Annotated in this window: 13 protein-coding genes and 1 tRNA gene; 7 read left to right on the plus strand and 7 right to left on the minus strand. The window is 60.6% G+C overall.

All coding sequences use genetic code 11. The features are described from left to right. Window positions 1-247 precede the first annotated feature (247 nt). The 3 genes from OX459_RS22805 to OX459_RS22815 are packed head-to-tail and all read right to left on the minus strand — an operon-like array spanning window position 248 to window position 2,495. Window positions 248-1,249: a hypothetical protein gene (locus OX459_RS22805; RefSeq protein WP_289906648.1), complete on the minus strand. Its 1,002-nt coding sequence runs from the start codon at window positions 1,247-1,249 to the stop codon at window positions 248-250. Beyond that, complete coding sequence (locus OX459_RS22810) at window positions 1,246-2,118, minus strand: ABC transporter ATP-binding protein (RefSeq protein ID WP_289906649.1); 873 nt, start codon at window positions 2,116-2,118, stop codon at window positions 1,246-1,248. The genes OX459_RS22805 and OX459_RS22810 overlap by 4 nt, the downstream gene beginning before the upstream one ends. Continuing rightward, on the minus strand, window positions 2,115-2,495 hold the full coding sequence (locus OX459_RS22815; RefSeq protein ID WP_077402228.1) for a GntR family transcriptional regulator: 381 nt from the start codon (window positions 2,493-2,495) through the stop codon (window positions 2,115-2,117). The genes OX459_RS22810 and OX459_RS22815 overlap by 4 nt, the downstream gene beginning before the upstream one ends. 226 nt (window positions 2,496-2,721) lie before the next feature. Here OX459_RS22815 and OX459_RS22820 point away from each other — a divergent pair, with 226 nt between their 5' ends. After that, window positions 2,722-4,992: a hypothetical protein gene (locus OX459_RS22820; RefSeq protein WP_289906650.1), complete on the plus strand. Its 2,271-nt coding sequence runs from the start codon at window positions 2,722-2,724 to the stop codon at window positions 4,990-4,992. On the opposite strand, the gene OX459_RS22825 is transcribed toward OX459_RS22820, so the two are convergent. The 4 genes from OX459_RS22825 to OX459_RS22840 form a co-directional block, all read right to left on the minus strand. Continuing rightward, entirely contained in the window at window positions 4,989-5,738 is a 750-nt protein-coding gene (locus OX459_RS22825; protein WP_289906651.1) for a DUF72 domain-containing protein, read from the minus strand. The genes OX459_RS22820 and OX459_RS22825 overlap by 4 nt on opposite strands. Before the next feature lie 69 nt (window positions 5,739-5,807). Beyond that, window positions 5,808-6,563: a UDP-2,3-diacylglucosamine diphosphatase gene (locus tag OX459_RS22830; RefSeq protein WP_077402238.1), complete on the minus strand. Its 756-nt coding sequence runs from the start codon at window positions 6,561-6,563 to the stop codon at window positions 5,808-5,810. An 86-nt stretch (window positions 6,564-6,649) separates the two neighbouring features. Next, window positions 6,650-7,141 carry a peptidylprolyl isomerase gene (locus OX459_RS22835; RefSeq protein WP_035817428.1) on the minus strand — a complete coding sequence of 164 codons (492 nt, stop codon included), beginning with the start codon at window positions 7,139-7,141 and terminating at the stop codon, window positions 6,650-6,652. A gap of 73 nt (window positions 7,142-7,214) precedes the next feature. Beyond that, the gene (locus tag OX459_RS22840) at window positions 7,215-7,844 is read right to left on the minus strand and encodes a peptidylprolyl isomerase (protein ID WP_099664682.1); all 630 of its coding nucleotides are present in this window, start codon (window positions 7,842-7,844) and stop codon (window positions 7,215-7,217) included. A gap of 279 nt (window positions 7,845-8,123) precedes the next feature. Between OX459_RS22840 and cysS the strand changes: the two genes are divergently transcribed. From cysS to OX459_RS22870, 6 genes are all read left to right on the plus strand, one after another. Then, a complete protein-coding gene (gene cysS, locus OX459_RS22845) occupies window positions 8,124-9,521 on the plus strand; it encodes a cysteine--tRNA ligase (protein ID WP_077402243.1) in 1,398 nt (465 codons plus the stop codon). Beyond that, window positions 9,521-10,231, plus strand: a complete 711-nt coding sequence (locus tag OX459_RS22850) for a DNA-3-methyladenine glycosylase 2 family protein (RefSeq protein ID WP_289906742.1) — start codon at window positions 9,521-9,523, stop codon at window positions 10,229-10,231. The genes cysS and OX459_RS22850 overlap by 1 nt, the downstream gene beginning before the upstream one ends. A gap of 54 nt (window positions 10,232-10,285) precedes the next feature. Further along, window positions 10,286-11,260, plus strand: a complete 975-nt coding sequence (locus OX459_RS22855) for an acetyl-CoA carboxylase carboxyltransferase subunit alpha (RefSeq protein ID WP_034756951.1) — start codon at window positions 10,286-10,288, stop codon at window positions 11,258-11,260. Between the two features lie 100 nt (window positions 11,261-11,360). Then, window positions 11,361-12,779 (plus strand): tRNA lysidine(34) synthetase TilS, encoded by a 1,419-nt coding sequence (gene tilS / locus OX459_RS22860; RefSeq protein ID WP_289906652.1) that lies wholly within the window; start codon window positions 11,361-11,363, stop codon window positions 12,777-12,779. A 196-nt stretch (window positions 12,780-12,975) separates the two neighbouring features. Next, window positions 12,976-14,223, plus strand: coding sequence for an aspartate kinase (locus OX459_RS22865; RefSeq protein WP_035817435.1), 1,248 nt, complete (start codon window positions 12,976-12,978; stop codon window positions 14,221-14,223). A gap of 110 nt (window positions 14,224-14,333) precedes the next feature. Beyond that, window positions 14,334-14,426, plus strand: a tRNA-Ser gene (locus OX459_RS22870). The last annotated feature ends 1 nt before the right edge of the window (window position 14,427 follow it).

The following is a 14,427-nucleotide window of genomic DNA, read 5'->3' on the forward strand; positions in this document are numbered from 1 at the left end:
TTGCTAGTTGTTGCTTTTTTGCATGGTGATTATCAAATTTGATTGGTAATAAAATACGATAGAAATAATTATTTGTAATTTTTATATCGGATTGATACTATCGAATGAATAGTCTTTATTCGGGGAGGGAATTTTTTAATAATCACTATCAGAAATGTAGTTATTATTTTCAGATGTTTTGCCAGCGCAGAAATAGAAAACGCCCCGACGGGCGGGGCGTTTTTGAGGGGGAAGAGATAGTGCGCTGTCAGCCTTCCTCGCGCCAGCTGCGCAGGCGGATGGCGGCGTAAATCAGCGCCGCGCCTGCAGCCGCACCGAGCCAGACGGCCGGCAAGGCCAGGCTGGACCAGGAATTGCTGAACACATCGATGCGCGTCATGTGCGATCCCCCCTCTGCCAAGGCGTGCATGCGCGGCAGCAGTTCCGGTTCGAACAGATACCAGCTGCCGGGGAGGGTGCCCAGCAGGGCGCGTCCGATGACATTCATCTGTATCCAGCTTACATCGCTTTCCGTCTGCGTCAGCTTGCCGGCCCAGACTGTCAGGATGAGTAGCAGCAACGGCACGCCGACGGCCCACAGGAAGACTTTCGACTTGGCCCAGCTCGATACCATCAGCAGCCAGCCGACAGTCGGCAAGGCCCACAGGCAATACACGGGCAGCAAGCCAAACACGCGCAGCGGTCCCAGGTACAGGCCGGAAGAGCCCAGCAGTTCGGCAAACACGTGGATGCCGTTGGCCGCCAGCACGCCGCTGAGGATCAGGATCAGGGCCAGCGACGTCAGGCTGGCGGCGGCGGCCACGATCAGCGGCGCGACCAGCAGGGCGATGGTCGCTTTCGACAGCACCGTCTGCGCATCCGAGATGGGCAGCGATTTCCAGAACAGCACGCTGCGGTCGCGGCGGTCGTCATGCAAGGCGCTGAGGCAATAGAAAAACACGAGGAAGCCCAGCGCCAGGAACAGCGGCGCGGCCGTGTACGTATAGTTGTTGGCGACGGCGTCGATGATTTCCGTGCGGCGCGGGCCAAAGGTGCGCGTATTGAAGACGGTGCTCCAGGAAATTTCCTCGCCATTGACGATGAGCGCCGTGTGCATTTTGGTCTTTGCGACGGTCGCGGCCGCCATCAGGGCGCCCAGCACCGTCATGACGACGCCGATCACGGCAGGCGTCCACACCAGCATGCCCTTGTGTTCCCACAACTCGCGCCGGAGCAGCCATTGCATCTTGTTTACAGGGGAAATACTCATTGGTACGATCCTTTCATGGTCGCGACAAACAGGTCAGCCAGGCTGGGCGTGCGTACTTCGCCGAGGGCAGCCAGCTGGGTGCGGGCGACGCCATCGAACAGCATCACGGACTTGCCGAACACGCTGCGTTCGCTGATCGGCTGCAGGGCGCGCGCCGGATTGACGTGCTGCGGGCCCACCATCACCTCGATATAGCGCTCGCCCACCTCTTCCATGCTGGACGCCAGCACGATCTTGCCGTCGCGAATGAACATCAGGTCGCTGAGGATGTGTTCCACTTCCTCGATCTGGTGCGTGGTGATGACGATGGTCTTGTTTTCATCGAAGTAGTCTTCCAGCAAGTTCTGGTAGAACTGCTTGCGGTACAGGATATCCAGGCCCAGGGTCGGCTCGTCGAGCACCAGCAGTTTGGCGTCGATGGCCATCACCAGCGCCAGGTGCAGCTGCACCACCATGCCCTTCGACATGGCCTTGACCTTCATCTTCGGCGACAGCTTGGTGTGGGCCAGGTAGCGTTCGGCCTTGCTGCGGTCGAAACGTGGATGCACGCCGGCAACGAAATCGATGGCGTCGGCCACGCGCAGCCAGCCCGGCAGGATGGCCACGTCGGCGATGAAGCACACGTCGTCCATCAGCGCGTCGCGTTGCACGCGGGGATCGCGCCCCAGCACGGACAAGTCGCCATCGAAGCCCGTCAGGCCCAGGATGGCTTTCAGGGTGGTGGTCTTGCCGGAACCGTTAGGCCCGATCAAGCCGACGATGCGCCCCGGCGCGATATCGAAGCTGATGTTGTCGATGGCCACCTGCTTGCCATACTGCTTGCGCAGGCCGCGCGCGCTGATGACGCTGTCCTTGTTCAATGCATTCATGCGTTCTCTCCGTGTGCGCCGCCGTCGCGGCTCGCTTGCAGCAGTTGATCGAGATCAAGGCCCAGGCGGGTGATGTGTTCCAGCAAGGCTGGCCATTCTTCGCGCAGGAAGCGTTCGCGTTCGCTGGCCAGCAATTTGTCGCGGGCGCCTTCCAAGACATACATGCCGAGTCCTCTGCGTTTTTCCACCAGGGCATCGTCGACCAGTTCCTGATAGGCGCGCGAGACCGTGATGGGATTCAATTGGTAATCGGCCGCCACCTGGCGCACCGACGGCAAGGCGTCGCCGGACTGCAGCACGCCATCGAGCATCATGCCCACCACCCTGGCCTTGAGCTGGCGGTAGATGGGGCTATTGTCGTTCCATTCCGCGCTCATGGGATGCGCTCCGACAACGGCGGGGCGGGGCGGCGCGTAAAAAGTGCTGTAGGCATCGAAGCTCCGTGGTGTATTGGGTTGGTGTTGTAGTGAACTATAACAGTGAAAATATAAATGTCAACATTTTCATGTTTCTCTATCCATGGAGAAACTATAATGTTGCGTGTTTGAGAATCTTACTTGATAACTTTTGGCGTGCATCGTCGCCACAACCATGAAAGCAGAAATGATAAATTGCTTTGGAGAAGTACAAAACCTGTTCAGGCGTGCCGGTTGCGGTGCCGCCCTGTTGGCCCTGCTGAGCGCCTGCGGCGGCGGTTCCGGCGGCGGCACGGCCACGCCGTCCACCACGCCTGCCGTTGAAACGACGCGTTACCTGCTCGGTGGCACGGTCAGCGGCTTGCTGCCTGGCGCCAGCGTCGTGTTGGCGAACGGCACGGATAAAGTGACCGTCACGGCCAACGGTCCCTTCAGTTTTGCCGGCAAGCTGGCGGCGGGCACGGCGTATCAAGGCAAGGTCGACAGCGCTTCCGCCGGCCTGGGCTGCAGCATCGCGCAAGGCGCGGCAACGATGGGCAGCGCCGACGTCAGCACCCTGGCCGTGCGTTGCCTGCCCATCGTGCTGGCCGGCGTGCAGGAACAGATCCAGCGTGTCGATGGCATGGTGCAGGATGGCGCGGGCAATTATTACTTCGCCGATTCGTCCACGCAGGTGATCCACAAGCTCACCCCTGACGGCAGCCTCAGTATTTACGCCGGCGTGCCGGGCAAGGCTGGTGCCGTTGACGGGCCTGGGATCAGCGCGACTTTCTACATGGGCGGCGGGCGTGCACCGCTGGCGATCGACGACAAGTCGAATTTGTACGTGGGCGACAGCTGCAATGGACTGGTGCGCAAAATTACGCCAGAAAGGGTGGTCACTACTTTGGCCGGCAAGCGCCGCGCCAATTGCAGCGCGATACCGCCCGAGCCGAATGGCACGCCGGTGTATGCCGATGGGCCGGGAGCGCAAGCGGGGTTCGGATGGATCTCCAGCATGGCCGTGGAGCGTAATGGCGATCTGCTGCTCGTCGATGATGGGCAGTTCCAGCTTCGCCGGGTGACGCCAGATGGCGTGGTCAGCTCCGTGCATGTCATGTTTTTCGAACCGAACAGCCAGCTGCGGGCAGGGCAGGTTGGTCAGATTGCGGTCGATGCCAGCGGTCTCATTTATTTGAGCAACTATGGCGGCAGCAAGATATATCGCCTTGATAATGGCCAGGCTTCCCTGATGGCTGGCAATGCGAGAACGACTGGCTACGATGGCAAGGGCGTCAATGCCAGCTTCAGGGGCGTACGCAGTATGGTGTTCGAGCGCAACGGCAATTTGTTGCTGGTCGACCGCGACGCCATCCGCCGCATGGCGCCCGATGGCGAGGTGACGACGGTCGTGGGGCGCCTGGTGCCTGATGCTGCGGGGAAACCTGTCGACTGGAAAAACCTCGCGCTGATATTGCGCGAGAATTCAGGCGCTATGCTGGTCTTCGATTTTGCCTTGCAACGGCTGAGCCGGGTGGATGCCGGCAACAGGATTACGACCGTGCCGGTCATTCTGAGCGAAGCCGGGCCGGCGGACGGCGTGGGCGCGGCAGCCCGCGTGGGTGCGGTCAGGGCATCGGGCATGTGCAGCGACCCTGCCGGGAATGTCTATCTGCTCGATGCGGCCAACAAGGTATTGCGCCGGCTCGCGCCGAATGGCAAGCTGGAAGTCCATGCGGGGATTGCCGGCCGCGCGGGCAGCGATGACGGACCACGGCTCAGCTCGACCATGCTCAGCCCCGTGGCGATCGCTTGCGGCGCGGATGGCGCCGTGTATGTGGCGGACAGGGCGCCGAATTCTGCTTCGTTTAATTTGCGCAAGATCAATGCTGACGGGGTCATGTCCACCATCGAGCAATTGCCGACTGGAATGACAGGCATTCAGCAGTATATCCTGGCGATTGACAAGGATGGCTATATCACATGGACGGAGTCCTTCGGCGAGGGCATTTACCGGCGCCCGCCCGGTGGCGTATTTTCCTTGTTTGTATCTTTTGAGACGCTCGCGCGCTCCTTCAGCGACAGCGATTTCGGCTTGCAAGATATTCTGCCCTACAGCATGGTGTTTGACAGCAAGGGGGAGATGTATTTTGATGACTATTATCATCAGGTGGTATTCAAGGTGAATCGTTCCGGCGCCGTGAGCGTGTTTGCCGGCACCCTGTACTCGACTAAAAATATCGACGGTGCACCTGGCGTGGGCAGCCTGTCCTTTGCCGGCATACCCAGCCTGGCCATCGACAAGGCCGACAACCTGTACCTGAGCGGCCAGGATGGCGTGCGCAAGATCGATACGGCCGGGGTCATTTCCACACCGCAACTGGCATGGGGCAATCCCATCGTGGACATCGTGGCTTTTGGCAACGGTACCCTGTATGGCTATACCGCCCGCGCCATCGTCCAGACGCCCTTGCCTTAAGTGGAGCGATGCGCAGGCGCGGCTGGCGACTCCATCAGCCGCGCCTGCAATTCCAGCGCATTGAACAGGGCGGCTCCGGCCGCCGTGTTGTCGAAGATGCACCAGCTGTCCGCATGCGTTTGTGCGTGCAATTCAGCGGCCAGCGCCGCCAGGTAGTCGGCCGGGTAGTCGGAATAGTATATTGTCGGGCTGCCGTGCAGGCGCAGGTAGGCCACTTCCGTCGTCGGCACGTGCGCCCCCGGCTGGCTGGCGGGCGGATCGGCGCGCACGCGCGTGATGCGCTGCGCGGTCAACAGTTCGGTGGCCTGCGCCGCGAACCAGCCTGGGTGGCGCGCCTCGCAAGCGAGCATGCCGCCGAAGTGCTGGCGCAGCGCCTGAAAAAACTGCACGGCCACGTCCGCCTCGAAACGCAGGCTGGGCGGCAGCTGCACCAGCACGCAGCCCAATTTATTTCCCAGTTGCATGACTTCTCCCGCAAAGCGATCCAGTTCGGCCGCACAGTTGCGCAAGCGCCGTTCGTGCGTGATGCTGCGTGGCAATTTCACGCTGAAGCGGAAATGCTCGGGTGTGCTGTCGGCCCAGCGCGCGTAAGTGGCGCTCTGGTGCGAGCTGTAGAAAGAGCTGTTGATTTCCACGCAGGGCAAGACCTGGGCATAGCGCTGCAGGTGGCTGCCATCGAGGGGGAAGTGGCTGGTGGCGGCGCTGGACAGGCTCCAGCCGGCCGTGCCGACGTAATGAGTATGCATGCTGCGATTACAGCAAGGCCGGGCGGGTTCGGCTATCGGACAAACGCCCGTGACGTGGTCGGCGCCAGCCTAGTCGATGATGTCGCCGTTCAAGTCATGGCGCGTGATGTTGCCGCGCGCATCGATGGCGATCCAGCCGCCGCGCGGCTGTTGTGGCGGCGTCACGTCGCATTCCCAGTCGGGCAAGACATAGCGCAAGGTTTCGTCAACTTTATGCAGGGCGGGGCGGTGCGTATGGCCGTGGATCATGACGGTGCTCGCGTGTTCGGCAAATACTTGTGCCACGGCATCGGGCGTTACATCCATGATGTCCATGGATTTTTCGCCATTGTGCTCGCGGCTGCTTTTGCGCAAGCCGTCGATGATCGCCTTGCGCTGCGCCAGCGGCATGGACAGGAACTGTTTTTGCCAGGCAGGCTGGCGCACCATGGCGCGAAACTCCATGTATTGGACGTCTTTCGTGCATTCGGCGTCGCCATGCAGCAAGACGATGCGCCGGCCGGCAAGCGTGGCCACGTGCGGTTCGCTGAGCAGGGTGGCGCCGGCGGCGGCGGCAAAGCCGGAGCCGACGAGAAAGTCGCGGTTGCCGGCGATCCAGTAGACGTGCACGCCCGCATCGCTGACGGCGCGGATGGCGGCCGTCATGCGCGCATTGAACGGGTCTTCCAGGTCATCGTCGCCGGCCCAGTATTCGAACAGGTCGCCTAATAGATACAGCGCTTGCGCATATTGCGCATGGTGTTCCAGGAAAGAAAGAAACGCCGCGCTGGTGCGCGGGTGCGAGCTCTGCAAATGCAGGTCGGAAATAAAGAGTGCGGCAGGCATTGTCATCGTTCAACGCTCCCAAAAAGTGATGTACATGGAGAGGCGCAAACGCTGCAATGCCTGTTATTCATGGTGCCAGAGCCGAATTAAGCGGCTTCTACCTTCTCGATGATGACGTCGGTGACTGGCACGTCGGCGAACATGCCGGCGCGCGAGGTTTTCACGGCGCGGATGGCGTCGACGACTTCCTTGCCTTCGGTGACTTTACCGAACACGGCGTAGCCCCAGCCGTCCTGGCCTGGGTAGTCGAGGAAGCTGTTGTTCTTGATGTTGATGAAGAACTGGGCCGATGCCGAGTGCGGGTCCGACGTGCGGGCCATGGCCAGCGTGTAGGTATCGTTTTTCAGGCCGTTCTTGGCTTCGTTTTCCACGGTGGTGTCGGCTGGCTTTTGTTTCATGCCTGGCTCGAAACCGCCGCCCTGGATCATGAAGCCGTCGATGACGCGGTGGAAAATCGTGTTGTCGTAGTGGCCGGCTTGCATGTAGGCCAGGAAGTTGGCAACCGTTTTCGGCGCTTTTTCGGCGTCCAGTTCAGCGGTGATCTTGCCCAGATTGGTGGTGATGATGACGGAGGTCATGATGATCCTTAATAAATTGGATGAATAATTGATTCAGCGGCGCCAGGCAGGCGGGCGCCGCAAAAACGCTATTTTACAGTTTTGCGGGCGCTGTCTTGAGTAAAGTCGCCGATTCGATCACCACGGGGGTGACGGGCACGTTCTGGTGCGGCCCCTTGTCCGCCACGGGCACGGCCTTGATCTTGTCGACCACGTCCATGCCGCTGACGACTTTGCCGAACACCGTGTAGCCGAAACCGTCGCGGCCAGGGTAGTCGAGCGGGCCGTTGTCGTTGACGTTGATAAAGAATTGCGCGGTGGCCGAATGCGGGTCGCCCGTGCGCGCCATGGCGATGCTGTAGGTCACGTTCTGCAAGCCGTTCTGCGCTTCGTTCTTGATCGGCGCTTTCGTCGGTTTCTGCTTCATGTTCTTGTCGAAGCCGCCGCCCTGTATCATGAAGCCGTCGATGACGCGGTGAAATACGGTGCCCTTGTAGTAACCGCTGTTGACGTATTGCAGGAAATTGGCCACGCTTTTCGGTGCTTTTTCCTGGTCCAGTTCCAGCACGATCTCGCCCATGCTGGTTTTCAGGGCCACGTGCGGCGTTGGGTCGACGGCGGTCGCCGGAGCGGCTGCCACGACGGCGCTGCCCAGGGTCAGGCCGGCAAACAGGGTGCAAAAGCGGGCCAGGAAAGACAGGCGTTTCGATTTGATTTCTTGCATGAAGGCGTCCTTGATCGTTATTTTTCTTTAAACTTGCTTTAATTGTAAAGAAGTGAAAATTCGGTTGAACATCGTAAAAACCTGATTCATATCGGGCCAGTATGGTTTTTATCAATGTTATACTTGACCGCTAACGCCCTAATTCTAACAAACAAGAACAACAATATAGCGGGTCGTACAGTCTTCGGCGCACACGGCAGTTCTGTGGCGCGGCACCCCCGGTGTCCGCGCCTGTCTGTCGTTTTGCCAGGCTGGCGACCGCTCCACTTGCAAAGCACGATGAGCAATCTAAAGATTTACAACACCCTGGCTCGCGAGAAGCAGGTATTCGTCCCGATGGAAGCGGGCAAGGTTCGCATGTACGTGTGCGGCATGACCATCTATGATTATTGCCATATCGGCCATGCGCGCATGATGATGGCGTTCGACGTCATTTACCGCTGGCTGAAGGCGTCCGGCTTCGACGTCACCTATGTGCGCAACATTACGGACATCGACGACAAGATCATCCGCCGCGCCGTGGAAAACGGCGAGACGATTTCCCAGCTGACGACGCGTTTCACCCGCTACATGGATGAAGACACGGCCGCGCTGGGCATTTTGACGCCCGACCACACGCCGCGCGCCACCGAATACGTGCCGCAGATGCTGCGCCTGATCGAACAACTGGAAGCCAAGGATTTGGCTTACCAGGGTGCGGATGGCGATGTGAACTATGCCGTGCGCAATTTCCCCCACTATGGCAAGCTGTCGGGCAAGTCGCTCGACGACCTGCGCGCGGGCGAGCGTGTCGACGTCAACACGGGCAAGCGCGATCCGCTCGACTTCGTGCTGTGGAAGTCGTCGAAAGAGTCGGAGCCGGAAGAAGTCAAATGGGATTCGAAGTGGGGCAAGGGCCGCCCGGGCTGGCATATCGAGTGTTCGGCCATGTCGTGCGCCTTGCTCGGTGAACAATTCGACATCCACGGCGGCGGCGCGGACTTGCAATTCCCGCACCACGAAAACGAGATCGCCCAATCCGAAGGCGCGTTCGGCCATACCAGCGTCAATTACTGGATACATAACGGTTTCGTGCGCCTGGACAATGAAAAAATGTCCAAATCGCTGGGCAACTTCTTCACCATCCGCGAAGTGCTGCAAAAATTCGATGCCGAAGTGATCCGCTTTTTCATCCTGCGCGCGCACTACCGCAGCCCCCTGAATTACTCGGACGTGCACCTCGATGACGCGCGCCTGTCCCTGACCCGGTTGTACACGGCGCTGGCCGACGTGGCGGTGGAAGAGGGCGCCATCGACTGGAGCGAAGCCCATGCCGTGCGCGTGCGCGAAGCGATGGACGACGATTTCAACACGCCGCTGGCTGTGGCCGCCCTGTTCGACCTGGCAACGGAAGTCAACAAGAGCAAGTCGCCCGCCCTGGCGCGTCAATTGAAGGGCCTGGCGGGCGTGTTCGGCTTGCTCGAGCGCACGCCGCAGCAATTCCTGCAAGCAACCGTCGGCGCCGCTGACGGTGGCCAGGATGAGGCGGCCGGCATCGAAGCGGCCATCGCGGCGCGCAGCGCGGCGAAAAAGGCGCGCGACTTTGCCCAGTCCGACAAGATCCGCGCCGAATTGTTGGCTGCGGGCATCATTCTTGAAGATAAGCCTGACGGCTCGACCAACTGGCGCCGCGCATGATGCCAACGTCCAGGGAAAACGGGGAAGCCCCGGTGGCGGCGCAGGTGATCCAGGTGCCGCACTACTGGGAAGAGGCGAAGATCGAGCTGATGAAGCGCGACCGCATCATGAAAAAGCTCATCCCGCAATTTGGCGACCTGCACCTGGTCGGCCATAGCGACCCGTTTACTACCCTGGCCCGTTCGCTGGTGGGGCAGCAGATCACGCCCAAGGCGGCGGATGCTGTCTGGAAAAAACTGCTGCTGGCTTGCCCGAAATGCACGCCTTCGCAAGTGTTGAAGGCAGGCGCCGAGCAGTTGTCCGCCTGCGGTTTGTCCAAACGCAAGACCGAATACATTCTCGACCTGGCCGACCATTTCAAGGCCAAGCGCGTGCACGCGAGTCAGTGGGACCAGATGGATGACGAAGCCGTCATCGCCGAACTGGTGCAAATCCGCGGCATCGGCCGCTGGACAGCCGAGATGTTTCTGATATTTAATCTGCTCCGGCCGAATGTCTTGCCGCTCGACGACCCCGGTTTGATCCAGGGCATCAGCGTCAATTATTTCTCCGGCGAACCAGTTTCCCGCAGCGATGCGCGCGAAGTTTCCGCCAATTGGGAACCGTGGCGCACCGTGGCGACGTGGTATTTGTGGCGCAGTCTCGACCCTGCAGCCGCCCCTGCCGCATCCGATACAGCCCCCGGCGCACCAGCCGGTACGGTAAAATAAACATAGATGACGCCGCGCGCCCTGGCGCCGTGGCCGGTAAAACCTGGAGGTACAATGACTAAAACGACTTTCCTCAATTTTGAACAGCCGATCGCGGAACTCGATTCCAAGATCGAAGAGTTGCGCTTCGTGCAAGACGATTCGGCCGTCGACATCTCGGAAGAGATCGACCGCCTGGCCAAGAAGAGCCAGCAGCTGACCAAGGATATCTATGCCAAGCTGACCCCTTGGCAAGTGGCGCAGATCGCGCGCCACCCGCAGCGCCCCTACACCATGGATTATGTGAATGAAATCTTTACCGATTTCCACGAATTGCATGGCGACCGCAGCTACGCGGACGATTTGTCCGTCGTCGGCGGCCTGGCCCGCTTCAACGGCCAGCCGTGCATGGTCATCGGCCATCAAAAGGGCCGCGACACGAAAGAGCGCGCCATGCGCAATTTCGGCATGCCGAAGCCGGAAGGCTACCGCAAGGCCATGCGCCTGATGAAAGTGGCTGAAAAGTTCAACTTGCCTATCTTTACCTTCGTCGACACGCCAGGCGCCTTCCCCGGCATCGACGCGGAAGAGCGCGGCCAGTCGGAAGCCATCGGCCACAACCTGTACGTGATGGCGGAACTCAAGGTGCCGCTGATCGCCACCATCATCGGTGAAGGCGGTTCCGGCGGCGCGCTGGCGATTGCCGTGGGCGATGCCGTGCTGATGCTGCAATACTCGACGTATGCCGTGATCTCGCCGGAAGGCTGCGCCTCGATCCTGTGGAAGAGCGCCGAGCGCGCCTCCGACGCGGCCGAAGCGCTGGGCCTGACGGCGCACCGCCTGAAAGCCATGGGCCTGATCGACAAGATCATCAACGAACCGCTGGGCGGCGCCCACCGCGATCCGAAACAGATGGCGACCTTGCTGAAACGCGCACTGGCCGACACCCTGCGCCAGTTCCACGGCATGAAAACCAAGGACTTGCTGGCCGCGCGCCATGAAAAACTGCTGAGTTACGGCAAGTTCAAGGAAACCACGCCGAGCGAGTAAACCATCGCCGGCGCAGGCCGGCAGCAAGAACACCAGGGACAGGCAGCCAAGCGATATCACTCGTTTGGCCACCTGTCCCTCTTTGCATTCCAGGAGTCTTATGAAAAAGCAACAAAACGCCACCGTCGCCGATATCTTCGCCGGCGCGCTGGCAACTTGCGGACCGCAAGCCGGCGAAGCGGTCGGCATCGCCCTCAGCGGCGGCCTCGATTCCTCGGCCCTGCTGCACCTGGCGCATGCCTGGGCGCAAGAGCACGGCGTGGCCCTGCACGCGTTCCACGTGCACCACGGCCTGAGCCCGAACGCGGATGCGTGGCTGGCGCACTGCGCGCAGTTGTGCGCCGGCATGGGCATCGCCTTCGAGGCACGCAAGGTCACGCTGGAAAAGAATGCGAAGACGGGCACGGAAGAGGCGGCCCGCAAGCGCCGTTACGCGGCCCTGGGCGAGCTGTGCGCCGCGCACGGCGTGCGCCTGCTGCTGACGGCGCACCACCAGGATGACCAGGCTGAAACGGTGTTGCTGCAATTGCTGCGCGGCTCCGGCACGGCGGGCTTGTCCGGCATGGATGGCGCCAATAGTGCGCCCGAGCTGCTGGGCAATCCTGACCTGGTGATGGCGCGTCCGCTGCTGCCCGTGTCGCGCAGGCAACTGGAGGCGTACGTGGCGAAACATGCGATCGCGCACATCCACGACGAATCGAACGACGATCCCCGCTTCGCCCGCAATGCCTTGCGGCACCAGGTGATGCCCGTGTTGGCACAGGCGTTTCCCGGTTTCCAGGAGCGCTTCGCCCGCAGCGCCCAGCACGCGCAATCGGCGCAGCGCCTGCTGACGGAACTGGCGACGCAGGACCTGGCCGCCTGTCTCGACGGCGACTGCATCGAGCTGGCGAAATTGCGCGCGCTGAGCGCGGACCGCTGCTACAACCTGCTGCGCCACTGGTTCGGCACGCGCGGCTTGCGCATGCCGTCGACGGCGTGGCTGGTGGAAATGCTGGCGCAGCTGCTGGAGGCGCGGCCCGATGCGCAATTGCTGGTCACGCATCCCGAATGCCACGTGCGGCGCCACCGCGACCGTCTGTACCTGACGCCTAAGCTCGATGACCTGGCCGGCATGCGCGAGCGTGACGATGCGGGCATTCCCGGCCTGGAAAAAGCCGGCCAGCAATTCACCTGGCAAGGCGAGGCCAGCCTGGCGTTTCCCGCGTATGGCGGCGTGCTGCATTTCGATGCGGTGGATGAGGGCGGGCAGGGTATCGATATTGCCTGGTTGCAATCTCAAACCTTGACGATCGATTTCCGCCAGGGTGGCGAGCGCTTGAAACTGGCCTTGAACCGTCCCACCAAGAGCTTGAAATACCATTACCAGGCGTTTGACGTGCCCGCCTGGGAGCGCGAACGCCTGCCCCTTGTCTGTGCGGCGCAACAATTGCTGTTCGCGGCTGGTATTGGCCTCGATTGCCATTGCCTGAGCCTGCTGGATCGTCCCCGCGTGGCCTTGCGCTGGGTCTCCTGCTGAGCGTAAGGGCAGCCGCCACGGCCACTCCCGGGGTGGCTGCCAAGCGGCTGCTTAAGCCAGCTGGACTGCATGGATTGGTTATTTCCATATACGCAATCGGTATGAGCTAATGCGCTTTTTAGCTTGTTATTTTGCATTGCGGCATGTAGAGTAAAGCCCTCCTTTTTTATTCTTCTTGAGCGGAAACTTCACTCTTATGGCTTTAATCGTCCACAAATATGGCGGTACGTCGATGGGCTCGACTGACCGTATCAAGAATGTCGCCAAGCGCGTTGCCAAGTGGCACGACGCCGGGCATCAAATCGTGGTGGTGCCATCCGCCATGTCGGGCGAAACCAACCGCCTGATTGGACTGGCCAAGGAAATCATGGATCAACCCGATCCCCGTGAACTTGACATGATCGCCTCGACAGGCGAACAAGTGTCCGTCGGCCTATTGTCGATGGCATTGCTGGCGATCGGCAAACAAGCCGTATCCTATGCTGGCTGGCAAGTCGCGATCAAGACCGATTCCGCCTTTACCAAGGCACGCATCCAGTCGATCGATGACGAAAAAGTCAAACGCGACCTCGATGCAGGCAAGATTGTCATCATTACCGGTTTCCAGGGCGTCGACGAACACGACAACATCGCGACCCTGGGCCGCGGCGGTTCGGACACCTCGGCCGTGGCGATCGCCGCCGCCATGAAGGCGGCCGAATGCCTGATCTTCACGGACGTCGACGGCGTCTACACGACCGACCCGCGCGTGGTCTCCGAGGCGCGCCGCCTGAAGACCATCACCTTTGAAGAAATGTTGGAACTGGCTTCGCTGGGTTCCAAAGTGCTGCAGACGCGCTCGGTGGAATTTGCCGGCAACTACCGCGTTCCCACGCGCGTGCTGTCGTCGTTGACCGACCCGATGTTGCCGCTGGAAATAGAAGCCAATTCAGGCACCCTGATTTCGTTTGAGGAAGATACAAACATGGAACAAGCAGTCATCTCCGGCATCGCCTTCAACCGCGATGAAGCCAAAATCACCGTGCTCGGCGTGCCCGACCGTCCAGGCGTGGCGTACCACATCCTGGGACCGGTGGCGGACGCGAACATCGAAGTCGACATGATCATACAGAATCAGTCGGTAGACGGTAAAACGGACTTCACCTTCACCGTCTCGCGCGGCGAATACACGCGCGCGTTGGCCGTGCTGGAAGCGAACCGCGAATCGCTGGGCGCGGCCAGCATCACGGGCGACGCGAAAGTGTCGAAACTGTCCGTCGTCGGCGTGGGCATGCGCAGCCATGTCGGCGTCGCATCGCAAATGTTCCGGACCTTGTCGGAAGAGGGCATCAACATCATGATGATCTCCACTTCCGAGATCAAGATCTCCGTGCTGATCGATGAAAAGTACATGGAACTGGCCGTGCGCGCGCTGCATAAAGCGTTCGAGCTGGAAAAAGCTTAAATATCCAAAAATATTGCCCCACGCCCTTGACCAAAGGGGGGGCAATCGATATTATGACGTTCGTCGCTGCAGCGCAGTTAGCTACAGAGACATAGTTGAGTAATCAGCTAGGAGACGTGGCCGAGTGGCCGAAGGCACATCCCTGCTAAGGATGCATACGGCTTATACCTGTATCGTGGGTTCGAATCCCACCGTCTCCGCCAG

The organism is Janthinobacterium sp. SUN026 (assembly GCF_030397625.1).
Lineage (GTDB): Bacteria > Pseudomonadota > Gammaproteobacteria > Burkholderiales > Burkholderiaceae_D > Janthinobacterium > Janthinobacterium kumbetense.